25 protein-coding genes are annotated in these 24,633 nt (G+C 41.5%); 17 read left to right on the top strand and 8 right to left on the bottom strand.

Translation table 11 applies throughout. The annotated features are described in order from the left end of the window. Nucleotides 1-6: 6 nt before the first annotated feature. From metF to CD00_RS0110755, 6 genes are all read left to right on the top strand, one after another. Nucleotides 7-867, top strand: a complete 861-nt coding sequence (gene metF / locus CD00_RS0110775; protein WP_026655985.1) for a methylenetetrahydrofolate reductase [NAD(P)H] — start codon at nt 7-9, stop codon at nt 865-867. A 185-nt stretch (nt 868-1,052) separates the two neighbouring features. Beyond that, entirely contained in the window at nt 1,053-2,237 is a 1,185-nt protein-coding gene (locus CD00_RS0110770) for a cation:proton antiporter (protein ID WP_026655984.1), read from the top strand. A 688-nt stretch (nt 2,238-2,925) separates the two neighbouring features. Continuing rightward, complete coding sequence (locus CD00_RS19380; protein ID WP_242838963.1) at nt 2,926-3,900, top strand: transposase; 975 nt, start codon at nt 2,926-2,928, stop codon at nt 3,898-3,900. Beyond that, on the top strand, nt 3,788-4,243 hold the full coding sequence (locus CD00_RS21385) for a transposase (RefSeq protein ID WP_242838962.1): 456 nt from the start codon (nt 3,788-3,790) through the stop codon (nt 4,241-4,243). The genes CD00_RS19380 and CD00_RS21385 overlap by 113 nt, the downstream gene beginning before the upstream one ends. 232 nt (nt 4,244-4,475) lie before the next feature. Beyond that, a complete protein-coding gene (locus tag CD00_RS0110760) occupies nt 4,476-5,141 on the top strand; it encodes an HAD family hydrolase (protein WP_026655983.1) in 666 nt (221 codons plus the stop codon). Nucleotides 5,142-5,161: 20 nt separating this feature from the next. Then, complete coding sequence (locus CD00_RS0110755; RefSeq protein ID WP_026655982.1) at nt 5,162-5,728, top strand: alpha/beta hydrolase; 567 nt, start codon at nt 5,162-5,164, stop codon at nt 5,726-5,728. A gap of 29 nt (nt 5,729-5,757) precedes the next feature. Here the strand turns inward: CD00_RS0110755 and CD00_RS0110750 are convergent, their stop codons facing one another. Together CD00_RS0110750 and CD00_RS0110745 are read right to left on the bottom strand one after the other, a co-directional pair. Further along, on the bottom strand, nt 5,758-5,952 hold the full coding sequence (locus tag CD00_RS0110750) for an SEL1-like repeat protein (RefSeq protein ID WP_026655981.1): 195 nt from the start codon (nt 5,950-5,952) through the stop codon (nt 5,758-5,760). A gap of 78 nt (nt 5,953-6,030) precedes the next feature. Continuing rightward, complete coding sequence (locus CD00_RS0110745; protein WP_026655980.1) at nt 6,031-6,675, bottom strand: hypothetical protein; 645 nt, start codon at nt 6,673-6,675, stop codon at nt 6,031-6,033. A 179-nt stretch (nt 6,676-6,854) separates the two neighbouring features. Between CD00_RS0110745 and CD00_RS0110740 the strand changes: the two genes are divergently transcribed. From CD00_RS0110740 to CD00_RS0110705, 8 genes are all read left to right on the top strand, one after another. Further along, entirely contained in the window at nt 6,855-7,841 is a 987-nt protein-coding gene (locus tag CD00_RS0110740; RefSeq protein WP_026655979.1) for a diaminopimelate dehydrogenase, read from the top strand. A 36-nt stretch (nt 7,842-7,877) separates the two neighbouring features. Then, a complete protein-coding gene (locus tag CD00_RS0110735) occupies nt 7,878-8,849 on the top strand; it encodes a LacI family DNA-binding transcriptional regulator (RefSeq protein ID WP_026655978.1) in 972 nt (323 codons plus the stop codon). Nucleotides 8,850-9,064: 215 nt separating this feature from the next. Next, entirely contained in the window at nt 9,065-10,330 is a 1,266-nt protein-coding gene (locus CD00_RS0110730) for a sugar ABC transporter substrate-binding protein (RefSeq protein ID WP_026655977.1), read from the top strand. Nucleotides 10,331-10,395: 65 nt separating this feature from the next. Next, nucleotides 10,396-11,241: a carbohydrate ABC transporter permease gene (locus tag CD00_RS0110725; protein WP_026655976.1), complete on the top strand. Its 846-nt coding sequence runs from the start codon at nt 10,396-10,398 to the stop codon at nt 11,239-11,241. Further along, entirely contained in the window at nt 11,242-12,084 is an 843-nt protein-coding gene (locus tag CD00_RS0110720) for a carbohydrate ABC transporter permease (protein WP_026655975.1), read from the top strand. A gap of 17 nt (nt 12,085-12,101) precedes the next feature. Next, nucleotides 12,102-14,357, top strand: a complete 2,256-nt coding sequence (locus tag CD00_RS0110715; protein WP_026655974.1) for a glycoside hydrolase family 65 protein — start codon at nt 12,102-12,104, stop codon at nt 14,355-14,357. Then, complete coding sequence (gene pgmB / locus CD00_RS0110710; RefSeq protein ID WP_026655973.1) at nt 14,354-15,022, top strand: beta-phosphoglucomutase; 669 nt, start codon at nt 14,354-14,356, stop codon at nt 15,020-15,022. The genes CD00_RS0110715 and pgmB overlap by 4 nt, the downstream gene beginning before the upstream one ends. A 209-nt stretch (nt 15,023-15,231) precedes the next feature. Further along, nucleotides 15,232-15,945, top strand: a complete 714-nt coding sequence (locus CD00_RS0110705) for a hypothetical protein (protein WP_026655972.1) — start codon at nt 15,232-15,234, stop codon at nt 15,943-15,945. Nucleotides 15,946-16,060: 115 nt separating this feature from the next. Here CD00_RS0110705 and CD00_RS0110700 read toward each other — a convergent pair whose 3' ends face one another. After that, complete coding sequence (locus CD00_RS0110700; RefSeq protein WP_026655971.1) at nt 16,061-17,338, bottom strand: O-acetylhomoserine aminocarboxypropyltransferase/cysteine synthase family protein; 1,278 nt, start codon at nt 17,336-17,338, stop codon at nt 16,061-16,063. A 293-nt stretch (nt 17,339-17,631) separates the two neighbouring features. Between CD00_RS0110700 and CD00_RS0110695 the strand changes: the two genes are divergently transcribed. Next, the gene (locus CD00_RS0110695) at nt 17,632-17,838 is read left to right on the top strand and encodes a hypothetical protein (RefSeq protein WP_026655970.1); all 207 of its coding nucleotides are present in this window, start codon (nt 17,632-17,634) and stop codon (nt 17,836-17,838) included. Between the two features lie 86 nt (nt 17,839-17,924). On the opposite strand, the gene nadE is transcribed toward CD00_RS0110695, so the two are convergent. The 3 genes from nadE to CD00_RS0110680 are packed head-to-tail and all read right to left on the bottom strand — an operon-like array spanning nt 17,925 to nt 20,431. Further along, nucleotides 17,925-18,674, bottom strand: coding sequence for an NAD(+) synthase (nadE, locus tag CD00_RS0110690; protein ID WP_034462084.1), 750 nt, complete (start codon nt 18,672-18,674; stop codon nt 17,925-17,927). Nucleotides 18,675-18,677: 3 nt separating this feature from the next. Beyond that, nucleotides 18,678-19,883: a nicotinate phosphoribosyltransferase gene (gene pncB, locus CD00_RS0110685; RefSeq protein WP_034462082.1), complete on the bottom strand. Its 1,206-nt coding sequence runs from the start codon at nt 19,881-19,883 to the stop codon at nt 18,678-18,680. Nucleotides 19,884-19,912: 29 nt separating this feature from the next. Further along, nucleotides 19,913-20,431, bottom strand: a complete 519-nt coding sequence (locus CD00_RS0110680) for an adenylyltransferase/cytidyltransferase family protein (RefSeq protein ID WP_026655967.1) — start codon at nt 20,429-20,431, stop codon at nt 19,913-19,915. A 127-nt stretch (nt 20,432-20,558) separates the two neighbouring features. Here CD00_RS0110680 and CD00_RS18060 point away from each other — a divergent pair, with 127 nt between their 5' ends. After that, nucleotides 20,559-21,452 (top strand): biotin--[acetyl-CoA-carboxylase] ligase, encoded by an 894-nt coding sequence (locus CD00_RS18060; protein ID WP_034462080.1) that lies wholly within the window; start codon nt 20,559-20,561, stop codon nt 21,450-21,452. A 68-nt stretch (nt 21,453-21,520) separates the two neighbouring features. Here CD00_RS18060 and bioB read toward each other — a convergent pair whose 3' ends face one another. Next, entirely contained in the window at nt 21,521-22,480 is a 960-nt protein-coding gene (gene bioB / locus CD00_RS0110670; RefSeq protein WP_026655966.1) for a biotin synthase BioB, read from the bottom strand. A 233-nt stretch (nt 22,481-22,713) separates the two neighbouring features. Here bioB and CD00_RS0110665 point away from each other — a divergent pair, with 233 nt between their 5' ends. Continuing rightward, entirely contained in the window at nt 22,714-23,268 is a 555-nt protein-coding gene (locus CD00_RS0110665; RefSeq protein ID WP_242838961.1) for a biotin transporter BioY, read from the top strand. Between the two features lie 83 nt (nt 23,269-23,351). Here the strand turns inward: CD00_RS0110665 and CD00_RS0110660 are convergent, their stop codons facing one another. Beyond that, nucleotides 23,352-24,518, bottom strand: coding sequence for a serine hydrolase domain-containing protein (locus CD00_RS0110660; RefSeq protein WP_026655964.1), 1,167 nt, complete (start codon nt 24,516-24,518; stop codon nt 23,352-23,354). Nucleotides 24,519-24,633 lie beyond the last annotated feature (115 nt).

The raw sequence follows: 24,633 nt of genomic DNA, 5'->3' as shown, positions 1-24,633 counted from the left end.
AAGAAGTTGAAAGTATCGGATTTATATAAAGAAGGCAGAAAAACTCTGTCATTTGAGATTTTTCCTCCGAAAAAAGATAAGGCGCTTGAGGCGATAGATGAGACACTTGATGTTCTCTGTGAGCTTAAGCCTGATTTTATAAGTGTAACTTTCGGAGCGGGCGGAAGCGTAGGTTCAAACAATACGATTGAGATTGCCAAAAAGATAAAGCATAATTACTGCGTTGAGCCTGTGGTTCACCTGACGAGCCTGCATTACGATAAGAGTGAGATTGATGAGTTTGCAAAGGCCCTTCAAAGTGAAGGAATTGAAAACATCCTTGCACTAAGGGGCGACAGAAATGCGAATATCCCTGAAAAAGATGATTTCCGGTACGCTTCGGATGTAATTTCATATATGAAGGATAAGTATGATTTTTGTGTACTCGGCGCATGCTATCCCGAAATGCATCCGGAGACTGCAACTGAAGAGGATGAGCTTAAGAATCTCAAGATCAAGGTGGACAGCGGAGCGGAGGTGCTTCTTTCGCAGCTCTTTTTCGACAATGACAAGTTCATGAACTTCAGGGAAAAGAGTAAGGCTAAGGGCATAGAGGTTCCGATGATTCCGGGAGTTATGCCTGTTATCAACGCCGCACAGATAAAGAGAATGCTCACGATGTGCAACGCTACTTTCCCCGAGAAATTTAAGAAGATCACGGAAAGGTACGAGAACAACAAGGAAGCTCTTTTTGATGCGGGAATGTCATATGCGCTCAGCCAGATCATAGACCTTCTTGTGAGTGACATCGACGGAATACATCTGTATACGATGAACAATCCCGTAGTGGCAAGGAGAATCTGCGAAGGTATTAAGAATATAGTATGATGCAGGTGCCAATAAACAATTAGTGAATTAAAAAAATAGTTCGGATAGCAGATATAGAGTCGCTGTCCGAACTTTTGTTTATTGGATTGCGAAAAATCTAAGTTGTATTATAATTATGATTGCATTCGGGTAAAAATATGGCCGATGTAATCAGGTTTTTTTATAACAGAAATGAGGGATGAAAAGTGGACAGTTTAGAAATTTTGCGTAATCTTGCGATCATAGTTATTGCGGCTAAGTTTTGCGGACTTGGAGCAAGGAAACTCAAGGCGCCTCAGGTGGCGGGAGAGATTATTGCAGGCCTTATCATAGGACCTACAATACTTAATATCGTATCTGAGAGTGATTTCTTTTCCCAGATGGCGGAAATCGGCGTTATTCTTCTTATGTTCAGTGCCGGACTTGAGACTAATATCGATAATCTCAAAAAGTCAGGTATAAAAGCTACAATACTTGCGTGCGCGGGAGTTGGAATTCCGCTTGCTTTCGGAACTGTTCTTTATATGTGCTTCTACGGATTTGCGGCTCCGGGAAGTGTCGAGTTTATGAGAGCTCTTTTCATCGGAACAATTCTTACGGCAACTTCTGTAAGTATAACCGTTCAGGCACTCAGAGAGCTTGGAAAGATCTCAACTGAGGTAGGAACTACAATAATGAGTGCTGCGATAATAGATGACGTTATCGGTATCGTTGTGCTTACAGCCGTTATCGGTATGAAAGATCCAAGTGCAAATATCGGAATGGTGTGCGTTAAGACTGTTCTTTTCTTTGCGTTCTCTTTGGTTGTGGGAATTATTATCTTTAAGATAATGCAGAAGCTTGATACAAAGTGGCGTCATACAAGACGTATTCCCATTATGGGACTTGCGCTCGCTCTTGTATTTTCCTATATTGCGGATAAGTATTTTGGAGTTGCGGACATCACAGGTGCATTTGTTGCGGGAATTATATTAAGCTCGCTTGATGATTCCGAGTATATCGACAGAAAAATGGATATAAACTCATATATGATATTCGGACCTGTTTTCTTTGCAAGTGTAGGACTTCAGACTAATTTAAGATCCGTTGATACAACGGTTATTGTATTTTCTCTTGCATTTGTTATAGTCGGCCTTCTCGGTAAGATAGTGGGTTGCGGACTTATGGCCAAAGTCCTTGGATATAACGGCTCCGACAGTCTTAAGATCGGTGTCGGAATGATGACAAGAGGAGAGGTTGCGCTTATCGTTGCGCAAAGAGGACTTAAGGCGGGGATCATCGACAGCAGGTATTTTACTGCGGTAATCCTGCTTATCGTTATCAGTTCTATATTGACGCCTGTTATTTTGAAAGCAATCTATGCTCATGATGACAAGAAGGCAGTAGCGTAAAAAAGTTTTCAGATATTTTTTGATATATATAATATATCGCTGATGATTGAATTAAATAATATGTGTAATTGAATAAACAGTATAGTGAATTCAGAAAGATTGAACTTACTGTGAACAATGTTTGAACTTGTGCACGTCCCTCTTTTACGGACGTGCACTTTAGTTTATAATAACTTTATAGCAAATTTATTTTTACAAAATAGTAGTAATATTTTTTTTTATTTTTTTTCTTGGGAAGTATAGGATTATGGCACATAATGTAAAGAGGATATGTCTGAATTGCGGAAGGACATTTGTGGCACGTAACGGTAATTGGGCTTTTTGCTCGGTCGGTTGTAAGAGACTATATAACAATCACATTAGTTTCAGATGTAAAGAATGTAGGAATGCTTCATGCAAAGTACGAAACAATTCACTTGTAAATTCGCCGCCGGACTGCGAATATTTGAACAATCCGGAAAGGCTTGATACTGTAAGATCGGCACCCTGGTAAAACCAATGTCATTAAGTTAAGGGCGACGACAATAAGACTCTTATACCAGAAATGGTATATGGGTCTTTTTTTCTGAAAAAAACAGTTGACAGTAGGGCTGAAAAGTGCGGCCGCTTTCGCTACTGATTATATTTAGAGGTAGCGAAAGCGGCCCTTGAAATTGTAAGCATAATTCTCAATTTCAAGGAGGTGCACATGAACCCAAAACAAGTAAAGAATCTATTGGTTGCACAAATAAAGCTAGTTTCAGCTAATGCCAAGTCATTCTGTGTCGATTCCGAGAAGAACTTTTCAAGAAAAAGAAAGCTAACTATGGAAAAAATTATTGCTGGAATTATTGGCATGGGAAGTGGGAGTCTCACAAATGAATTGGTGGATTTCTTTAACGACAGTTCAGAAACGCCGACATCATCAGCATTTTGTCAGCAACGGTGCAAGGTATCTGTTGAGGCTTTTGAGACTGTATTCCGCCTCTTTTCAAAGAAACTTTTTGATTCTTTCAAGGCTGATTTACCTATTTTGGCGGTCGATGGATCAAAGATTCAGATTCCAACAGACCCTACCGATGCTGATTCGTTTTTTCCTGGGACAAATGGGCAGAAGCCATACAACATGGTTCATTTAAACGCCCTATATGACATTAAACATCAACTTTATCTGGATGCGGTTATACAAAAAGCAAAATTTGAAAATGAGGATGTGGCTCTTACAGAGATGGTAGACAGATCGCCATTACATAATGCTCTCTTGATGGCAGATAGGGGATATGAGAGTTACAACAATCTTTCGCACATCCAGGAAAAAGGATGGTACTTTCTTTTCAGAATAAAAGATGGCCCCACCGGTATAAAACAAGGGTTAATATTACCAGATGCCAGTTCCTATGATGTGAATATTGAATTGAATCTAACTAGAAAACAGACAAATGAGGTTAAGGAACTATTAAAAGATAAAAATCACTATAAGTTTATATCTACAACTAGAGTTTTTGATTATCTCCCAATAAAAAAACAGGAAATCGGAACCGACAAGTTTTTACAAGCTATCATTCAGAATCGTGAGATTTCCTCTGTCGGAAGATACCTACGAAACAATCATAACCAATCTTCCTTCCGAAAAATATCCTCCTGGGGAAATAAAGAAACTCTATGCTTCAAGATGGGGAATTGAAACATCTTTCAGGGATTTGAAATACACCATGGGAATGCTTGATTTTCATTCAAAAAAGGTGGAATGCATACAGCAAGAAATCTATGCACATCTTACAATGTATAACTTTGCAGAAATGATTACCTCGCACGTAGTCATTAAGAAAAAGCAAAGAAAATATATATACAGAGCTAACTTCTCGGTTGCAGCTCACATGTGCAGAAAATTTTACCGCGGTATTACATCGCCACCTGATTTGGAAACCATCATATCAAGAAATCTTGTACCCATTAGACCAGATCGGCATCGAGATAGATACCAGTCTGCAAGAATCTTCAGAGGTTTCCTATATAGAGTAGCATAAAGCTATAGATTTTACACGTGCTCAGCAGGCGGATTTCCATCCGTCTATTTGTTGTGTAAATAACCATGGAAAAAGAGGATGCTGGAACAATTCCAACATCCTCTTTAAAACTTTTCCCTCATGTTACAATGCTAACTTAATGACATTGCCTGGTAAAACGGGGTGCTTTTTTGTTCTTTTCTGTATCTTATGATATACTTTCGCCTATATTATTAGTTCGGAGGAAAGACAAATGGCATGTTCTTACAACGTGATATTTGATATGGACGGAGTTATATTTGATTCCGAGAGAGCCTGCCTTTCATGCTGGTATGAGCTTGGGGAAAGATTCGGGCTCGGAGATGTGGAGCCTGTCTTTAAGAGGTGCATAGGTACCAATAACGCACAGACACACGATATTGTTGAGAATGCATATGCGGACAAGTTAGGAGCGGGCATAGCGGATAAGCTGCTTGCGGAGAGCTCAAAACTGTTCCATGAGAAATTCGACGGTGGAAGGCTTCCCGTTAAGAATGGAGTAAAAGAGATACTGGAATATCTTAAAGATAAAGGCGTTAAGGTAGGTGTTGCTTCATCCACAAGGAAAGCGCTTGTCATAAGCGAACTTACAGATGCGGGATTCATAGGCTATTTCGATATGGTTGTCGGAGGAGATGCCGTAAAGATAAGTAAACCTAATCCTGAGATATATACAATCGCATGCAGAGAACTCGGAGTGAATCCAAGTGAGACCTTTGCGATAGAAGATTCCTATAACGGGATAAGAGCAGCAGAGGCAGCAGGAATGCGCCCCATAATGGTACCGGATATAATTGGCCCCGATGATGAGATGCGTGATCTTTCGGAAGTGGTATGTGATGACCTTAGCGCGGTTGTCCGGTATTTTGAAAAGTTATAATGTAAGAGGAGTTTGTTGTAATGAGTAAAAAGAATTTAATGGTAATATTCCCGGGAATGGGTTACAACTCATCAAGACCCATTCTCTACTATACGAGGAAACTGGCGCAGAAGTACGGTTATGAGATACGCGAAGTAAGTTTTGAACTTCCCGAGAAAGCATCTGCTGTAAAGGGAAATCCGGAAAAGATGCTTGAGGCGTTTAACATCGCTCTTTCACAGGCAAAAGAGCAGCTTAAGGATATTGAATATTCTGCATATGACAGAATTATTTTTGCGGGAAAGAGTATCGGAACAGCGATAGCGGCCGAGTATGACAGGCAGGAGAATGTGAATGCCGAGCATATTGTCTTTACACCGGTGGCACAGACCTTTAAATATCTTAGAAAAGAATGCGGAGTTGTTGTTCACGGAACGAGCGATCCGTGGTGCGATACGCCATTTGCAGATGAGAAGTGCAAAGAACTTGGTATTGATTGCATAAAAATTGCCAACGCCAATCATTCACTTGAAACTGATTCAGTGCAGACTGACATTGGCAATTTAGCATGTATAATGAAAAACGTGGAGGATTTCATAAACACTTAATTAGATAGATTTTTTCAAAATAGGTTTTTTCATAATTGATTTAATAACTTTTGGGCATTTTCACTGCCGTGCTTTGCGGCGTAGGATGCCCATTTTTTTGCTTTTTCCGGATTGGGTTCTCCGAAATCTCCTTTAAAATAACCTTCTGCAATTGCTTCTGCTGCTTCTATACTTCCGCGGCCGGCTTTATCTATAAGATCCAAAAGTTTCTGTTTTTTATCCATATAAAAATTGTCCTTTCATTAGCATTGATGCGTTATATATTAGCAACTTCCGTATCGGTAAGCAAGTGCTTCGGATTTTCATGGTGCGGCCTTTGAGTGGTTATTGGTATTTTTGTAGCGTATCATCTCTACAGTCTGGCTATCGGTCTCAAAATCAAATATCAGATCGAATGAAGGAAAATGATATTCAAAAGAATAGGAAGGGTCGTTTGAGTCCGTGGCGTCCGGAAATCCGTATGCATCAAGCACATCTTGCTCTGAATTTCCAAGACCGACATTTTTGGATGTCTTTATATCGGGGTTGTAGATGTAGAGAAGTACTGAAGCCTCCTTTCCGTCGATAATTGCTGTATCGAACTGTATTTTTGCGGTAGAAAAGACGTAATTTTTATATTCATCATCTATACAAGAAAGTTTTGGGTCGTAATCACCTAGTTCTGCAAGAACTGCCTCTGCATCATTTAAAACTGATAAGTCTTTTCCATTGTATTTAACCAAAGAATCGGGATTCTTTGATGAAGTATTTTTTTCGGATGAAATCTGTAGTACATTGTCTGTTTTTGCATCATCATCTTCTGCCTTTGCATCTGAGCTATCTATATTAACATTTGTTTTTGAGACCTCGTTGCTTTGGGAATCAGCGTCATTGGATTCTTTTCCGCTGCATCCTATAAGTATGAGTATCAGCACAGATGTAATAGCGGCGATACTTTTTCTGTTCATATCGTGTCTCCTAAAATAAGCATCGAGTGTATTATTGGTTCTAATACACTTATACTACTAGGATAGTCTTGGGTCAATAGAATGTTACAGAAAAGTTAAAAAAGTCCTAGAAGGAAAGAAAAATGCTAAAAGTTATCGTTTATATGATATACTTTACGAGAGTAAAGGAGGCATTATTTATGAGCATAAGAATAGGAATTTTAGGATATGGAAATCTCGGAAAAGGAGTTGAACTTGCAGTTAAGGCAGCTCCCGATATGGAACTCGTGGCAGTGTTCACAAGAAGAGATCCCAAGACACTTCAGATTAAAACACAGGGCGTTCCTGTTGTTTCTACAAATGATATAGAGAGTTGGAAAGATAAAGTTGACGTTATGATCCTTTGCGGAGGAAGTGCAACAGATCTTCCCGTGCAGACTCCTCAGTATGCAAAGATGTTCAACGTTGTTGATAGTTTTGATACACATGCAAGAATTCCCGAGCATTTTGCAAACGTTGATGCTGCCGCAAAAGAGTCAGGAAAAGTTGCCGTTATTTCATGCGGATGGGATCCCGGAATGTTCTCTCTTGCAAGAGTTTATTCAAATGCGATCCTTCCCGAAGGAAATGATTACACATTCTGGGGCAAGGGTGTTTCTCAGGGACATTCGGATGCTATCCGTCGCGTAAAAGGCGTTAAGAATGCAAAACAGTATACAATCCCTGTTGAGAGTGCACTTGAGGCAGTAAGAAGCGGTCAGAATCCTAAGCTTACAACACGTCAGAAGCATACAAGAGAATGCTTTGTTGTACTTGAAGAGGGTGCTGACGCAGCAGCTGTAGAAAAAGAAATCAAGGAAATGCCCAACTACTTTGCTGATTATGACACAACAGTTCACTTCATCAGTGAAGAGGAACTTTTAAAGAATCACAGCGGAATGGCTCACGGCGGATTCGTATTCAGAAGCGGCAAGACAGGTGCAGACAAAGAACACAACCATGTTATTGAGTACAGCTTAAAGCTTGATTCAAACCCTGAATTTACAACCAGCGTTCTTACAGCGGTTGCACGTGCTGCTTTCCGTATGTACAATGAAGGACAGAAGGGATGCAAGACTATGCTTGATATTGCTCCTTCTTATTTATCAGATAAGAGCGGTGAGGAGCTTAGAGCACACTTACTGTAAGACAGATTGTTTACTTTGCACAGAAAGACATAAGGTATGGTAGGAATTAAGGACATAGCTAGAGAAGCCGGAGTATCCATAGCAACTGTCTCAAATGTTCTGCATGGTAAGCGGAACATGAGTGATAAGACAAGAGAGAAGATTCTTGCAATTGCCAAGGAACTGGGCTACGAACTGCCAAAAATCCGAATAAAGGAAAAAAGTAGCGAAAACAAAACTATAGTAGTTAATTTCAGTGACTTCGATACCAATTTTTATCTGAATATACTCCATGGTATAAGCGATTATGCATATTCCAAGGATTATGACATTATGGTGTGCACAAGCAGAAATGCCGAAAAATATATGTCTGATGCGTACTCCGCGGGATGCATCAACATCGATTACAGATGTGAGGATTCCATGCTGATAAAGGCAGCGGAGAACAACTATCCGATAATAGTTCTTGATAGGGAGATAAATCATTCGGGAATAAAGAGCGTGATAGTAAATAACTATGATGCAGAAAAAGAGATGGTTGAGACACTTATCAAGTCGGGATATGAGCGCTTTGCTTATCTGTCCGGTATGGATACGGATGATAACAAGGAGAGATACCGTGCATTTCGCGATGCTCTTTCGGCCCACGGGATAACTTTTCACAGAAGAGATTATTATGAGGGAAACTGGAGGGAAAAGAGCGGAACGCAGGCGGCAAGATTGTTGATGCTTTCGGAGCACATGCCACAGGTTCTTTTGTGTGCAAACGATATGATGGCTATTGGCGCTATGAGAAAGTTTAAGGAAGCGGGACTGCGCGTTCCTGAAGACATAGCGGTCTGCGGTTTTGATGATGCTTTTGTTTCCAAGTACATGGGACTTACTACCGTAGAGGTTCCGAATTACGAGAGAGGTTTCCTTGCAGCCCAGTCTCTGGTTGAGCTTATTGAAGGGACGGGAAGCTACGAATCTCTCAAGATCGGTGCGAGGATAAAGTGGAGGAATTCCGCTTTAGTTAAAACAAGTTAAATCAATAATGTTTTACTAAAAAAGAGGTGGATTTTACTAAAATCGCCTCTTTTTATATTGATTTTACATAATAATACAAGGTTCAAACTGACAATACCTCTAAAAAAACAGATGGGGTATTGTCTTTTTTTAGTAAAAAATAGGATTATGTAGTTAAGAAGATAACCTTTTTACCTTATTTAAGGGGAGTTATGGGAAAGGAGTAGTAATTAACTATGAGGAATAACAGATTGTTTGCAGCACTTTTGGCAACGGCTATGCTTGCAGGTTCCGTACTTACCGGTTGTGGAGCATCGTCTTCACAGGCAGCAGGTGGAGATTCTGCCGGCGGTGCAGGAACAAAAAGTGCCGGCGCAGGGGGTAAATTTACAATTTTCCAGTCAAAGACTGAGATTATGGATCAGCTTAATCAGCTTGCCAAAGATTACAAGGATGAAACCGGTGTTGAAATCGAGGTATGGGAGACAAGTGGTGACAACTACTACAAGGATCTTAAAACAGGTATTTCTACAGAGTCAGGCCCTGTACTGTTTTCACTTGCACCCGGTTCTGAGTCTGTTGAGATGAAAGATTATCTCGAAGATGTAAGCGACCTCTCTTTTATGAGCAAGATAAGCGATAATCTCAAAGATTCTGTAGACGGAAAAGTTGTGGGGGTTCCTTATACGATCGAGGGATTTGGACTTGTATATGACGGCAATCTTGTAGATACATCAAAGATAGGTTCAACCGACGCACTTATTGATTTTCTTAAAGAAGCAAAGGGTAAGGGAATAAACGGACTTGGACTTTCACAGGAAGATTATTTCCTTATAGCACATATATTGAATACACCGTTTGCGGTTCAGGACGATCCTGATGCATACCTTCAGCAGGTATTAAACGGCGAAGTAAAAATGAAAGACAACGATGCATTCAAAGAGTTTGCAAAACTTATGGAAGCAATCCGTGAGAATTGCACAAACCCTGTAGATGTTACATACGACAACAACTGCGGTGATTTCGCAACAGGTAAGGCCGCAATGATCCACCAGGGTAACTGGGCATACGGAATGTTCAAAGATTACGATGTGGATTTTGACATGGGTATCGCTCCCGTGCCGATCAAGGGCAATAAGAAAGTAGCAGTTTCTGTTCCCGCAGCATGGTACATCAATGTTGATGCTTCGGATGAAGAGAAGACTATGGCAAAAGATTTTCTTGAGTGGCTTTACACAAGCGATAAAGGAACAGATTATCTTATGAATCAGTTTGGGTTCGTTCCTGTTGTAGACGGAATGACTTCAGACAAACTCGATCCTCTTTCAAAGTCAATCTCAGAGGCATCAAAGGACAGCATTCCGTGGGTGATGAGCAACTGGCCTGCAGGAATCATTACAACAAGTCTTTCACCTATCACACAGGAATTCTTTACAAATCCTTCAATGACGGGTGAGGAACTTATAGACAAGCTTAACGAAGCATTTGTAAATGCAAAATAAGGTTTTTAACGGTATGAGGGTGCTGTAACAGCATATGTTGCAGCACCTATTATGGAGATAAAGGTATGAAGATTAAAAAAAGATGGTACGCATTGTTTACGGCGCCGCTTATGTTCACATTCTTTGTGGTTGTGATCATTCCGTTTTTTATAGGAATCGGATATTCATTTGTGGAATGGGACGGATTTGCCAAACACGCCGCAAACTTTGTAGGAATGAGTAACTATAAAGCGGTATTCGGAGACAGACAGTTTATAAACGCAGCAGCAAGGACAACGATTTTTACAGTCATAAGTGTAATAACCGTAAATGTCCTGGGATTGTTTTTTGCCCTTCTCGTAACTACGGGGCTCAAGGTAAAGAACTTTGCCAGAACCATGCTTTTTTTACCATATCTTATCGGTGGACTTATCTTGGGATATATCTGGAAGAGCGTGTTCAGTGAGTTCTTCCTTAGCGTGGGTTTTGGTAACTGGCTTACGGATTCAACAAAATCAATAATCGCGATGATCGTTGTAACAACATGGCAGCTTGCAGGTTATGTGATGATCGTGTACATAACGGGAATCATGGCAATTCCGGATGATGTTATGGAGGCTGCGGCAATTGACGGAGCGAACTATTTTCAGACTCTGTTCTCGATCAAGTTCCCGCTTCTTATGCCGTCATTTACGATATGCCTGTTCCTTGCTCTTTCAAACTGTTTCAAGATCTACGATGTCAACGTATCTCTTACGGGCGAAGGTGCAAATTTCCAGTCTGAGATGTTCTCGCTTAATATCTACAACGAGATTTTCAGTCTCAGTAATTTCGGATACGGTCAGGCTAAGGCAATTATCTTTTTCCTGATCATTGCGATAGTTACCTTTGTTCAGGTATCGATAACAAAGAAAAGGGAGGTGGCAATGTAAATGGCTAAAAGTGTAAAAAAGATTATTCCGAACGTACTTGTTGCACTTATGTGTTTACTGTACCTGTTCCCGATTTATCTGATACTTACGAATTCATTTAAGAGCAGAGCCGAGATGTACAAAAACATGGTGGCGCTTCCTGGGAAGTTCTCGTTTAAGTACTATGCTTCCGCAATCGGAAAGATGAATTTCACCATATCTTTGTTTAATTCGATTGTCATTACGATTGTTTCGATAACTATCATTGTTGTTTTGTCTGCGATGACTGCATGGATGTTTGTGAGAAGTGCAAACAAGCTGAGTATAGCGCTTTTCTCAATTCTTGTGGCAACTATGCTGATTCCCTTCCAGACTATAATGATGCCTCTTATGCAGGAGATGAACAAGATTAGTAAGGTTACAGGCCTTCAGATGACAGACTCCGTCGGCGGACTGATATTTATGTATATCGGTTTTGGCGCAGGAATGGGCGTATTTCTTTATCACGGTTTTATATCGTCGATTCCCGTATCTTTGGAAGAAGCGGCAATTATTGACGGATGCAGCGTTTGGACATTGTTCTGGAGGATTGTTTTCCCGATTCTCAAACCTACTACGATGACACTTATTATTCTTGATGTTATCTGGATATGGAATGATTATCTTTTGCCTTCGCTTACTCTTAAGTCTACGGCAAACAGAACAATACCGATCTCAACTGCAAAGTTTTTCGGGCAGTATACGATCAGCTGGAATGAAGCTATGGCGGCTCTTGTTATAACAATTATTCCTGTTGCGATTTTCTATCTTGCGGCACAGAAATATATTGTAAAAGGCGTGGCAGCAGGAGCTGTAAAGGGATAAAAAGCAGGGAAAAGTATATGAAGCGTATCATTACAAGACAGGAAAAATTTGAGGAAAAAGAAGTCAATCTTCATGAGGCTCTTTTTTCCAATGCAAACGGATATATAGGCGTGAGGGGTAATGTCGAAGAAGGTGTTCCTTGTAGCTGGAATACCATGCGCGGAACGTACATAAACGGTGTGTACGAGATTATCCCGATGAAACAGGCAGAGAGTCTGTGCAACCTTATAGAGAAGAAACAGACGATGCTAAATGTTGCAGACACTCAGACAATATGCCTTATAGCGGACGGTGACAGGTTCGACTTAACTACAGGAAAAGTATGTACGAACGAGAGAATCCTTGATATGGAGCAGGGCGTCACGAGGCGCCATGTAATCTGGATTTCCCCTGACGGAAAAGAAATAGAACTTTCGGTTACAAGGATGACATCATTTCTGATTCCTTCTCTTTTCACAATTGAGTACAACGTGAAGGCGTTAAATTTTGACGGGGAAATAGAGATAGAGTCATATCATATTGCGGATGTAAGGAACTACTCAAACCCTGACGATCCGAGGCTTGCCGATGACAGCGGAGCACTTCTTAATGTTGAGGTTGTGAAGTGGCGCGAGGATATGAGCGTTGCGGTAAGCGCGACAGATGTCAGCGGAATAACAGTGGCGTCAGCAGTTTCGCACAGGTTAAGGCTTCCCGGCAAAGCGGAGATTAGTTACGGCAAAGAAGAGGGAAGGACTCTTTACCATGTTAAGGCTGAAGTTAAGCAGGGAGAGGAACTTTCGCTTATAAAATATTCAACGTTCTCGGATTCTGTCCGCGAAGACGATCCCGAGGAGTTTGCAAGGGAAACTCTTAAGGAAGCGATGAGAGGAAATCTTGCGGATATTTATGAGAGGCAAAAAGAGTATGTCACAGAGTTCTTTGACAATTCTGAAATGGAAATTGACGGAGATGAAGAGCTTGGACAGGCCGTAAATTTCAATATGTATGAGCTTTTTCAGTCGGCGACGCGTGACAAACATTGCAGTATAGCGGCGAAGGGGCTTTCGGGTGAAGGCTACGAAGGTCATTATTTCTGGGATACAGAGATGTATGTAGCACCTTTTTTCATACTGACCAATCCTGAACTTGCCAAAAATATATTGCAGTATAGGTACGGAATTCTTGATAAAGCAAGGGAAAATGCGGCTCTTTTGGGACATAAGAAGGGAGCTCTTTATCCCTGGAGAACGATCACGGGAGAAGAGTGCTCGGGATATTTTCCGTCAGGAACCGCTGCGTATCACATTAACGGTGCGATAGCTTATACGATTGTGCAGTATTATCTCACGACTGGAGACCTTGATTTCATGCTTGATCAGGGCGAAGAGATGCTTCTTGAGACGGCAAGGCTCTGGCTTGATGTCGGAAATTATGACAGACAGGGGCGCTTTGTGATCAATGAAGTGACGGGGCCCGATGAATATACGTGTATGACTGACAACAATTATTACACCAATTGTTGCGCGGCTTACAACATGAGTATGGCGGTTTCTTTTGCCGAGAAGCACGCGTCAAGTAAGAGGTTAAAAGAGCTTCTTAATAAACTCGGTGTGACAACCAAGGAGCTTAAGGAGATAAAGGCAGCAGCGGAAAAGATGTACTTTCCTTATGATGAGGAACTTGGCATTAATCCTCAGGATGATTCATTTTTGCAAAAGCCTGTGTGGAATCTTAAGAACACGCCTAAAGAGGAATTTCCGTTACTTCTTCACTATCATCCTCTTCATTTGTACAGATATCAGGTCTGCAAGCAGGCTGACACCGTACTTTCTTACTTTCTGTTTGAGGATAGGCAGCCTAAGGAGGTTATGAAAAAGAGCTTTGAATATTATGAGAAGATCACGACTCATGATTCTTCTCTTTCAACTTGTGTGTTCAGTATTGTTGCGTCAAGACTTGGCATGCACAAAAAAGCTGTGGATTATTTCGGAGACTCGATAAAACTCGATCTGTTGAATACGCACAACAACTCCGGAGACGGCGTTCATACGGCAAATATGGGCGGAAGCTACATGGCGATAGTAAACGGCTTTGCGGGGCTACGGATAAACGCGGAAGGGATTTCGGTCGATCCGTTCCTGCCGACGGGCTGGAAGAAGTACAGCTTCAAGATTAAGTACAGAAAGAGCCTTTTGAAATTTACCGTCACCAAGAGCGGAGCAGTCTGCGAAGTATTAAGGGGAGAAAAGATCGAGGTAAAAGGCGTAAAAGAAATGAGGTATGAAAAATGAAAGCAGTAATTTTTGACCTTGACGGAGTAATCTGTTTTACCGATAAGCTCCACTACAAGGCGTGGAAAACCGTTGCCGATGAGCAGGGGATATATTTTGATGAGAAGATAAATGACAGATTACGCGGAGTCAGCAGAATGGCTTCGCTTGATATTATCTTGGAGAAGGCAGGCAGAACGTATTCTGCTATTGAAAAAGAAAAAATTGCAGAAGAGAAGAATAATATCTATGTGTCACTTCTTGATACCATGAGTGAAAAAGATCTTGATGTCTCGGTCAAGAATGCGCTTGATACATTAAGGTCGAGAGGAACGCTTCTTGCAATAGGTTCAAGCAGTAAGAATACCAAGAAAATACTTGAGAAGCTTGGGCTTAAAGACTATTTTGACGCTGTTTCCGACGGAACAAATATAACAAAATCAAAGCCCGATCCGGAAGTCTTTTTAAAGGCGGCAGAGATGCTCGGAGTAGAACCATCGGATGCGATAGTTGTGGAAGACGCTCTTTCGGGCATAGATGCGGCACTTGCGGGAGGTTTTAAATGTATCGGAATAGGTGAGGCATCAACTCATCCACAGGTGACTTATCCGATTAAGGATATGACCGAACTTCCTGATGTAGTGCTGTGTGATATGGCCTGTTTATCGGGTTTAAGTGAAATATAGATTAATCTAATGTAGAAGAATTGTAATGTTTTTTTATGGTGACTAATATTGAGAAGATTCAGCCGGTTGCTGAATCTTTTTATATGTATTGCATTAGATGCGATATATTTTGTATATGTATTGAATACCCTAAAGGTTAATGATAAAGTAATTAATGCGACAAAAATATTAAAAATGCATTATCATACTGCTCATGGGGGTATAAAAACATGAAGAAAAGATTATTATCTACAGGTGCGATGGCCATCACTGCTTTAGTGACAGTTCCGTTAGTTTATTGTTTCGGTTCTTATTTCGTAGATAAAACCGACAAAAACACTGATGACCTTGAAGTGGTATCAGAGTATTCGGATTCTGTTAAAATGGAGTCATCATATTGTGGAGGATTTGATTGGTGGAATTTCCAGCCACCGGTAAAGCCGGAATGTACACCGAAGCCTGAGTGCACACCTAAACCGGAATGTACACCGAAGCCTGAGTGCACACCTAAGCCGGAATGTACACCAAAGCCTGAGTGTACGCCTAAGCCGGAATGTACACCGAAGCCTGAGTGCACACCTAAGCCTGAGTGCACACCCACACCAGTTTGTACGCCCACACCTACACCGGAGCCTACACCCGCACCGGTATGCGAGCCTACACCTGCACCTACACCAGCTCCTGCGCCGGTTTGTGAACCTACACCTGCGCCTGCACCGGAGCCAACACCTGAACCTGAACATCATGAAGACAATGATAATCATGATAATGATTCAGATTCTACACCGGAGCCTACACCCGCACCGGTTGTAACACCACAGCCACAGCCTCAGCCTGTCAATGACACACCCGAGGTTAAGGGCGCTTCAAAGCCTAATGTGAAGGGTGCATATAAGCCTAATATGAAAGGTGCATATAAACCAAACGTATCTACATCAAAGTAATACAAAGTATTTTTTAGCATTTTAATATTTAATGAACCCTGTCCGATTTTCGGGCAGGGTTTTTCGATTCTTATGAATCATGTTGAGACAATGTACCGGGCGTGGTTAGTTTTACTTACGCAAGTGCATTCTTGATGTCGGCGATAAGATCTTCTTTATCTTCAAGACCGCAAGACATACGTACGAGACCTGCAGGGATTCCTGCTGCTTCAAGCTGCTCGTCTGTGAGCTGTCTGTGTGTTGATGTTGCGGGATTGAGGCAACAAGTGCGTGCATCGGCAACGTGAGTCTCGATAGCTGCAAGTTTAAGTTTTTTCATGAAGCTCTCAGCAGCGGCTCTTCCGCCTTTGAGCTCGAATGATACGACACCGCATCCGCCGTTTGGAAGATATTTCTTTGCGAGTTCGTAGTACTTGTCAGTTTCAAGTCCGGGATAGCTTACTTTTTCTACCTGAGGCTGCTCCTGAAGGAATTTTGCAACAGCAAGTCCGTTCTCTACGTGCTTAGGCATACGAACGTGAAGTGATTCAAGTCCGAGGTTAAGAATGAATGCATTCTGAGGTGACTGGATGCAACCAAAGTCACGCATGAGCTGTGCTGTACACTTTGTTATGAAAGCACCTTCCTGTCCGAATTTCTCAGCATATACAATTCCGTGATATGAATCATCGGGCTGTGTAAGTCCGGGGAATTTGTCGGCATGAGCCATCCAGTCGAACTTACCTGAATCAACGATAGCACCACCAACGGCTGCTCCGTGTCCGTCCATATATTTTGTTGTTGAATGAGTTACGATATCTGCACCCCACTCAATGGGTCTGCAATTAACAGGAGTCGGGAATGTATTGTCTACAACAAGAGGAACACCGTGTCTGTGTGCTGCGTTTGCAAATTTCTCAATATCAAGAACGGTAAGAGCGGGGTTAGCGATTGTTTCGCCAAATACGGCTCTTGTGTTGTCCTTAAATGCTGCATCAAGTTCTTCATCGCTTGCATCGGGAGATACGAAAGTAACTTCGATTCCCATCTTAGCCATAGTCACGGCGATGAGATTAAATGTTCCGCCGTAGATGGAAGATGAGGCAACAATGTGACTTCCACATTCACATATATTAAATAACGCAAAGAAGTTAGCGGCCTGGCCTGAAGATGTGAGCATTGCGGCACATCCGCCTTCAAGAGCTGCGATTTTTGCCGCAACATGGTCATTTGTGGGGTTCTGGAGTCTTGTATAGAAGTAGCCCGAAGCTTCAAGGTCAAAGAGCTTACCCATGTCCTCACTTGTATCATATTTAAAGGTTGTAGACTGAATAATAGGTATCTGACGGGGCTCTCCGTTGCCCGGGGTATAGCCTGCCTGTACGCATCTGGTTCCGATCTTTTGCTGGTCCATAATATCCTCCTGAAAATGTTCAAAATAAAATCACCATATATATTACCACAATAAAGTCGTGTTTGCGATTAAACCACATGAAACCAGTTTGTAAATTATGTGAAAATATCTTTAAAATTGAAGCAACCATGCGATTATGGTACCATATTATTGTACGAAGCCAGTGTACATGCGGTTTTTTAAGTGTGTTGTCTTGTTGGGATTTAGAATTTTTATTGATTTATCATTAAAAATCAACAAGACAGCACACAAGGGGACAAATTCACGATTTCAGATTTGACAGGGATACGAATATGATTAAAAGAGTTTTACCATTAGTAATAGTACTTTCATTATGCCTGACCGGATGCGGCAGGATCAGCCTTGTTTCAGAAAGAAAAGCACCTGAAAAGCCGAAAAGACTTATTGTTTTGGTAAAAGAGCGTGACAATTCAAAAGCTTCTGAGGCTGAGTCAACAATCGTTGCAGAGTACGACGATTCTGAAGATTCTGAAGAATAATAATAAGGACATTTCATTCTTTTTTCAAAGTCTGTACAGACGATTAGAGAAGAATGAAATGTCCTTACTTTTTATATTATTTCATTTTATTTTTTGTACATAGGAATAGTCTTAAGCTTGTGAAGGTTTATGTTGTGGAGGCGGTCAATCTTTTCTCTGACTGCGTCGTCTTCGCAAACTCCCGTAATTATGTATTTATCAAGAGTATCATAAGTAAATCCAAGCTTGTCTTCATCAGAGAGTCCGCATAATCCGTCCGAAGGAGTCTTGTGAATGAGTTCCTTTGGAAGTCCCAATGCATCTCCGATCATGCGCATTTCTGATACAAGAAAATCTGAGCAGGGGCTGAAATCACCTGCGGCATCACCGTACTTTGTTGAATATCCGACGTAGTCCTCAGACTTATTGCATGTATTTGCAACGCGGCCACCGTTTGGAAGTGACTGTGCGATAGCATACAGTGTTGTCATACGGATTCTCGGAGGTGTGTTGATGTTTGCATCATTTGACAGGGTTACTCCGGCTTCTTCGAGAGCTTTTTTCTCTCCGTCGACAGCGGGAGCGATGTTTACCGTGTATGTCTTGATATCGAGAAGCTCGGCGATTTTACGGGAATCGGCGATATCTTTCTGTTCAACGTTTGGCATCATAACGCCTACAACTCTGTCTTTGCCGAGGGCTTTAACAAGGAGTGCGGCAACGATTGTAGAGTCTTTACCGCCTGAGAGTCCGATAACGGCACTTGCGGTCTTTCCGTTTTCGTCAAACCATTCGCATATCCATTTTGTGATCTTTTCAATCTGTTCGTTCGGATCTATCTTAACTAAGTTTTCCATAATTCATACCTTCTCGTGAGTCATTCTCCAGTCGATACATCTCTGAAGATAATCAACATAATCGGGGTTCTTGCACATTCCTTTACCTTCAACGTCAGAGATCTTTGCAACATCCTGTCCGTTACATGCGGTTGTCTTCATAACGATGTTGAGCGCGGGAACCTTTGTGTCGTTTGCGATGTATGTTCCGATACCGAAAGCAACTTTTGCTTTTCCTTTGAAGTGAGCGTTGATGTCGTTTGCACGCTTGAAATCAAGGCTGTCACTGAACAGGAGAGTCTTTGTTGCAGGATCGATTCCGAGACTCTTGTAGTGATTTATCATCTTTTCACCCCATTCGATCGGGTCTCCGCTGTCGTGACGAACACCTGAGAAAAGAGTTGAATAAGTTAGCTGGAAGTCGCGAAGGAAGCAGTCTGTTGTGATCGCATCGGTAAGAGCTGTTCCGTTGAGGATTCCGTATTCTTTTACCCAGTAGTCGAGAGCATACCAGTTGGAGTATGCGGGATTGTGTTTGTGATTGCCCTGGCCTACGCACATGATCCACTCGTGAGCCATTGTTCCTACGGGATTTACGTCGAGTTTTTTTGCTAAAAAGACATTTGAAGAACCGACAAATATTGAATTGCCGAGTTTGGAATCTTTGAGTTTTTTAACAGCAAGCTCCTGTGCTTCGGCTGAAAGTCTTCTTCTTAATCCGAATTCGCTGAAAGCGCCGATATTGTATGTGTTATCCGAAAGAAGCTTAATCTTTTCATCAAGTTTCTCTTCGAAAGAAGCCATGAGCTCCTTGTAATCATAAGCCATTCTGAAATAAACTTCGTTTACGATGGCAAGAGTTGGAATCTCGTACATGGATGTGTTAAGCCATGTGCCGTTTGTTTCGATGGTAAGTCCGCATTCTGCATCGGTGCCTATTGTGAAGTCTTCATATCTGGGGTGCCAGAGACGAAGGAAGTCTACGTAAGATTTTTTTATCCATGTGACTTTGGAAAGGTAAGTGAGTTCGTCTTCCTTGAATGTGAGATTACAGTAAGCAAGAATCTGATTCTTGACCTCATCCACCATCTCCTTGGTGAATTTTACATCCTTGTTCCTACACTTGAATGTCCATGTTGTAGTGTAGTCAGGGAAGTTGTGATAAATTGCCTGGCCCATTGAAAACTTGTAAAGGTCTGTTTCCAGAAGGCTTTGAATAATATTTTCCATAATTGGCTCCTTTTTTGTATTCTAATACATTATTTGAGTTTTCCCGCTGATCTTAGGTATTCGAGAAAAACGCTGTTTATTTCGCTTTCATGTACGTTTGGATTGTTTCTTATCTCTGTTCCGGAGGTCTTGATCACCTGCCTGTCAACAAGAGTAAAAGTGTGATTGGGATATATTTCTCCCAATTTGTCGACGTATGAAGGCTCGCCCGTATACCAGGTAAAGTGTGCGCTGTCAGGACTTATGCCTGCATTGGTAAAAAGTTCGTCGCCCCAGAGCACCCAGTTTTCATGGGTAAAAGTTCCGTCGAGACCGAGTTTTTTGTCATCAATCTTAATTACAATGACGCGGTCTTTCTCATTTTCATACATCTTTTCAACAAGGCGTATTCTTGTCTCGAAGTCGATAAAGTCGCGGCCTCTGTCAGTCTGATAACCGCAGACGGCGAGAATGATCTTGTCATTTTCATCAAGAGCTCTTTTTATCAAGGACTCGTGCCCTTTGTGCATCGGTATGAAACATCCGAACACAATTCCAATATTTATCATTTCATTTCCTCTTGGTATTTCGTTTTGGGTATTATATCACTTTTTTGTCAGGATTCAAAAGAAAGGTAAAAAGTATGTTAATATGTACATAGTTTATTTGATTTAGACTGGCTGAAGGAGAATATGCATGAGTTCGAAAGACAGAGTGCTGGATTTTTTGGAAAAAAATAAAGAGGATTTTATCTCGGGAGAATTCATGGCGGAGAGCCTCGGACTGTCCAGAACCGCTGTGTGGAAGGCAATAAAGGAGCTTAGAAATCAGGGATACGTGATTGAGGCGTCCAGCAAAAAAGGATATATTCTGGGAACATCGAACGATATAATCTCTGAGTCGGGGATTATTGCTGAGCTTTCGGCATATTCTGAAAAAGTTCCTACAGGGAAAAAAGAAAAGATTTATAGCACGATCGTTTCATCACATGGCATGATACATATACATGAAACGCTTGATTCAACCAACAGAACCGCAAAGGAGCTGGCAATAGCGGGAGCGGCCGGCGGAACGGTGGTCATTGCCAAGAGTCAGACCTTGGGAAAAGGAAGGAGAGAGCACGAGTTCTTTTCTCCCGAGGGCGGAATTTATATGAGTATCATTCTGACTCCCGAAATGCTTCCAAGTCTTGAACCCGACGTTATTACAGCGCTTGCGGGTGTTTCTGTTTGCAAAGCGGTGCAGGATTTATGCGGGATTATGGCGAAGATAAAGCCCGTGAACGATCTATTCGTCGATGGTAAAAAAATCTGCGGAATCCTTACAGAGTCGGGAGCCGAGTTTGATACGGGAACGGTGCAGTGGATCGTTATCGGGATCGGTATAAACTTTGATTCCGATATGAGTCAATTTCCAAAAGACTTGCAAAGCATAGCGGGAGCGCTTTTTGAGCCCGGAAAATCTACGGTGACAAAGAACGGGCTCATCGCGAGGATTATTTATAATCTGTTTGCGCTTGCGAACGCGAATACGGATGAAATCAAGATGGAGTTTAACAACAGACTGATTGAAAATCATATGACTTTTTAGAAGCGTTTTGTTCAAAAAAGTCATGATGCAAGGATTTTAGATGTATACAATCAAAAAAAATCTATGTTTTATTCTGCGATTTCATATCCGAGCGCGCGGATGTTCTCAAGGTCTTTTTCCAAAGAGACACCCTTTACGGTCAGCATGTCCCCTGAGATTGTGGCATTGGAGCCTGATCTGAAAAATGATATTCCCGCATCTTCAATTATGTCTCTTCCTGCCGCAAAGCGGATCTCGGAGTGTGGAAGGATGAATTTGAAGACGGCTATGATTCTTCTTAGTTCATCTTCGGACAGATAAGGATAGGATTCCAGCGGAGTTCCTTTGATGGGCTTTAACATGTTGATAGGCACGGATTCGGGATTTACTTCTCTTAAAGCAAGTGCCATGTCAATCCTGTCTTCCCAGCTTTCTCCGACGCCGAAGATTCCTCCGCTGCAAAGTTCAAGTCCTGCTTCATGGACAAGTTTCATTACTTTTATTTTTTCATCGGTAGTATGCGTAGTACATAACTTTCCAAAGTATGAGGGGCTTGTTTCAATATTGTTATGCACGCGTTTAACGCCGGCTTTCTTTAATTCTTCCAAATCTTCTTTTGATAAAAGCCCCAGAGATACGCAGGGGATAAGGTTTGTCTCCGATACTATTCCTCTTACGTTTTCACATATTTGCGCAAGTTCTTCACGGCTTACTTTTCTTCCCGATGAAACCTGGCAGTAGTGTGTTATTCCGGTTTTGTTACGTTTCTTTGCGTCAGCGACAACGTAATCTGTATCCCTGACTTTATATTCGGGGATATCTGCATTTGAACAGCTCGACTGAGCGCAGAATTTGCAGTTCTCTGGACAACGTCCGCCTTTTACACTCATGATGGCGCACATATCAAAATTGTTTCCGTTATTCTTTTTTCTTATCTCATCTGCGGCAGAAGCGAGTTCTTCGAGGTTTGCGTCTACAAGAAAAAGAGCCTCTTCTTTTGTAATGCTTTTATCGTTTAATACTTTCTCTTTTAATTCATTTACAGTCATAGTTTATCTCTCCCGTTAGTGTTGCGAATAATTGCAAATGTCATGAAAGCATTATGCCATTGTGGTTATGCTTACCAATTGAATTTTAGTATAAGCGATAAAAAGATATTGTCAACCAATTAATTTAAAGAGGTTGACAATGAGAATACAGGAATATATACTTCCTAAGGTACGTGTTTATAAATGTATTTTTTGAAAAAGATAAATCATAGGAAAAAACAATATCAGACAGAATGAAAGAAGGACAAATCATGAACGAGCAGAGTAATAAGACCAAAAGACTTGTAGTAAGTGCGCTTTTTGCAGCACTTTTATGTATAGGCGCATATATCAGTGTTCCGCTTCCGATTCCCGGAGCACCGCATATAACTATGATAAACTTTGTGCTTTTGCTTATCGCGTTGTTATTTAATGTCGGAGAGTCATTTCTCATTGTTGCGGTATGGATGCTATTGGGAATTGTAGGTATCCCTGTGTTCATAGGAGGAAAGGGTGGCATAGGCTATCTCATTCAGCCATGGGGAGCTTATACATGGGCGTTTATTGTTGTAGCGGTACTTATTCCACTTATCCGCGGAAAAGCCTACAATCGAATCAGATATACCGTAAGCGCGGTCATTGGCGTTGTGGTCATAGATATTATCGGAATGATCTATCTTATGGCAATGTCGCATTATGATTTGCTGACAGGCTTCACAATGGGATTTGCACCATTTATAGTTCTCGACATTGTCAAAGCAGTCGTGGCAGCCCAGATAATACCCGCATTTAAGAAGGTTCTTAAATAAGCGGAGTTGTTGCGCCGGCAGCTTTGGAGCAGATCTTTTCACTAAACGGCATGAAATGTTCCTACTTATAATAAGTTTTTTATTTATGAAAAGATAATATTTTTAATCTTCCTTGTGAGCGGGCCTGTACCGTAATCGTAGCGTTGAACCATCATGATGAAGGTAGTGTTGGTCTCGGGATCGTTTGAGAAGTGTGCACCAAGCCATCCGTCCCATCCGTATTCTCCTTTGTTGGCAATGAGAGAAGCCTGCCTCGGATCATCCAAAACGCGCATGAGATTTCCGTAGGTGTAGCCCTCGAGTCCCTGCCATTTCTGAAGGTCGAGTTGCTGAGTCCCGTTTAGTTTTCCGGAAGTCAGATACTTTACACTGTTAGGGGTAAGGAGCTGCTTGCCTTCATATGTTCCGCCGTTTAGGAGCATCTGTCCGAAATGTGCGTAATCATCTATTGTTGAGAAAAGACCTGCTCCGCCTGATTCAAACGGATTGGGATCACCGTTGTTTCTAATGGCAAGATGGTCACCGGAGTACTTGCAAAGCTTTCCTTTTGTGAATCTGTATGCTTTTACAAGGCGGTCCTTCTTGCTATCGGGAACATAGAAATCAGTGTCTTTCATATCAAGTGGCTCAAGGATTCTTGATCTTACAAAGTCTCCAAAGCTCATTCCCGAAGCTTTCTCTATAACGGCACCGAGAACGTCCGCACTTGTGCCATATTGGAAATGACTTCCGGGTATGAAATTAAGAGGGATCTTTCCAAGTTCTTCCGCAAATTCCATTGTAGTCATCATCTTATCCGATCCGAGTTTTTTCTCCATCTTGTTCATGAGACGGCCGACTTCAACTTCGGAAGCGGTATTGAGTCCTGGATATACGAGCCCTGAAGTCATGTTAAGGAGCTCGCGTATTCTCATTTTATTTTCTTCCGGTACTTTATGAACCTTGTCTTTGGAAAGATAAGTCTGCTTGTTATAGCTTTCGATATAGTTGCCGACGGGCTCGCCAAGGTCAAGGATTCCGTCTTCTATGAGCATCATGGCGGCAGTCGCTGTTATCGGCTTTGACTGTGAATATAATCTGAAGATATTGTCGCGACCGATCGGAATATTGTTTTTTATATCGGCATAGCCGCTTTTTGCAAAAAAGATTTCTTTTCCATCCTTTATCTCAAGTGCGATAACTCCTGCTACTTCCTGATTCTCAACTGCTCTGTCCATGCACTCTTGAATAAGTTTCTGCTTGTCTCTCATAAATATCTTTCCTTTCATAAGTAATGACTTTTAAATATTGTAATATGAAATGCTTATGTCTGCCTATAAGATGTCAATATTATACAAAATAAAGTTTGAATAGCATAATGGAATT

The sequence above is a fragment of the Butyrivibrio sp. AE3003 genome, from assembly GCF_000686065.1.
In the GTDB taxonomy this organism is placed as follows: domain Bacteria; phylum Bacillota; class Clostridia; order Lachnospirales; family Lachnospiraceae; genus Butyrivibrio; species Butyrivibrio hungatei_A.
Note: the sequence above shows the minus strand (reverse complement) of the source record. Positions and strands in the feature narration are given on the sequence as shown.

Excerpts from the sequence above, each read along its gene's own strand:
- CD00_RS19380 (WP_242838963.1), top strand. The coding sequence starts at position 2,926 with ATGAACCCAAAACAAGTAAAGAATCTATTGGTTGCACAAATAAAGCTA.
- CD00_RS0110760 (WP_026655983.1), top strand. The coding sequence starts at position 4,476 with ATGGCATGTTCTTACAACGTGATATTTGATATGGACGGAGTTATATTT.
- CD00_RS0110755 (WP_026655982.1), top strand. The coding sequence starts at position 5,162 with ATGAGTAAAAAGAATTTAATGGTAATATTCCCGGGAATGGGTTACAAC.
- CD00_RS0110750 (WP_026655981.1), bottom strand. The coding sequence starts at position 5,952 with ATGGATAAAAAACAGAAACTTTTGGATCTTATAGATAAAGCCGGCCGC.
- CD00_RS0110745 (WP_026655980.1), bottom strand. The coding sequence starts at position 6,675 with ATGAACAGAAAAAGTATCGCCGCTATTACATCTGTGCTGATACTCATA.
- CD00_RS0110740 (WP_026655979.1), top strand. The coding sequence starts at position 6,855 with ATGAGCATAAGAATAGGAATTTTAGGATATGGAAATCTCGGAAAAGGA.
- CD00_RS0110735 (WP_026655978.1), top strand. The coding sequence starts at position 7,878 with ATGGTAGGAATTAAGGACATAGCTAGAGAAGCCGGAGTATCCATAGCA.
- CD00_RS0110730 (WP_026655977.1), top strand. The coding sequence starts at position 9,065 with ATGAGGAATAACAGATTGTTTGCAGCACTTTTGGCAACGGCTATGCTT.
- CD00_RS0110725 (WP_026655976.1), top strand. The coding sequence starts at position 10,396 with ATGAAGATTAAAAAAAGATGGTACGCATTGTTTACGGCGCCGCTTATG.
- CD00_RS0110720 (WP_026655975.1), top strand. The coding sequence starts at position 11,242 with ATGGCTAAAAGTGTAAAAAAGATTATTCCGAACGTACTTGTTGCACTT.
- CD00_RS0110715 (WP_026655974.1), top strand. The coding sequence starts at position 12,102 with ATGAAGCGTATCATTACAAGACAGGAAAAATTTGAGGAAAAAGAAGTC.
- pgmB (WP_026655973.1), top strand. The coding sequence starts at position 14,354 with ATGAAAGCAGTAATTTTTGACCTTGACGGAGTAATCTGTTTTACCGAT.
- CD00_RS0110705 (WP_026655972.1), top strand. The coding sequence starts at position 15,232 with ATGAAGAAAAGATTATTATCTACAGGTGCGATGGCCATCACTGCTTTA.
- CD00_RS0110700 (WP_026655971.1), bottom strand. The coding sequence starts at position 17,338 with ATGGACCAGCAAAAGATCGGAACCAGATGCGTACAGGCAGGCTATACC.
- CD00_RS0110695 (WP_026655970.1), top strand. The coding sequence starts at position 17,632 with ATGATTAAAAGAGTTTTACCATTAGTAATAGTACTTTCATTATGCCTG.
- nadE (WP_034462084.1), bottom strand. The coding sequence starts at position 18,674 with ATGGAAAACTTAGTTAAGATAGATCCGAACGAACAGATTGAAAAGATC.
- pncB (WP_034462082.1), bottom strand. The coding sequence starts at position 19,883 with ATGGAAAATATTATTCAAAGCCTTCTGGAAACAGACCTTTACAAGTTT.
- CD00_RS0110680 (WP_026655967.1), bottom strand. The coding sequence starts at position 20,431 with ATGATAAATATTGGAATTGTGTTCGGATGTTTCATACCGATGCACAAA.
- CD00_RS18060 (WP_034462080.1), top strand. The coding sequence starts at position 20,559 with ATGAGTTCGAAAGACAGAGTGCTGGATTTTTTGGAAAAAAATAAAGAG.
- bioB (WP_026655966.1), bottom strand. The coding sequence starts at position 22,480 with ATGACTGTAAATGAATTAAAAGAGAAAGTATTAAACGATAAAAGCATT.
- CD00_RS0110665 (WP_242838961.1), top strand. The coding sequence starts at position 22,714 with ATGAAAGAAGGACAAATCATGAACGAGCAGAGTAATAAGACCAAAAGA.
- CD00_RS0110660 (WP_026655964.1), bottom strand. The coding sequence starts at position 24,518 with ATGAGAGACAAGCAGAAACTTATTCAAGAGTGCATGGACAGAGCAGTT.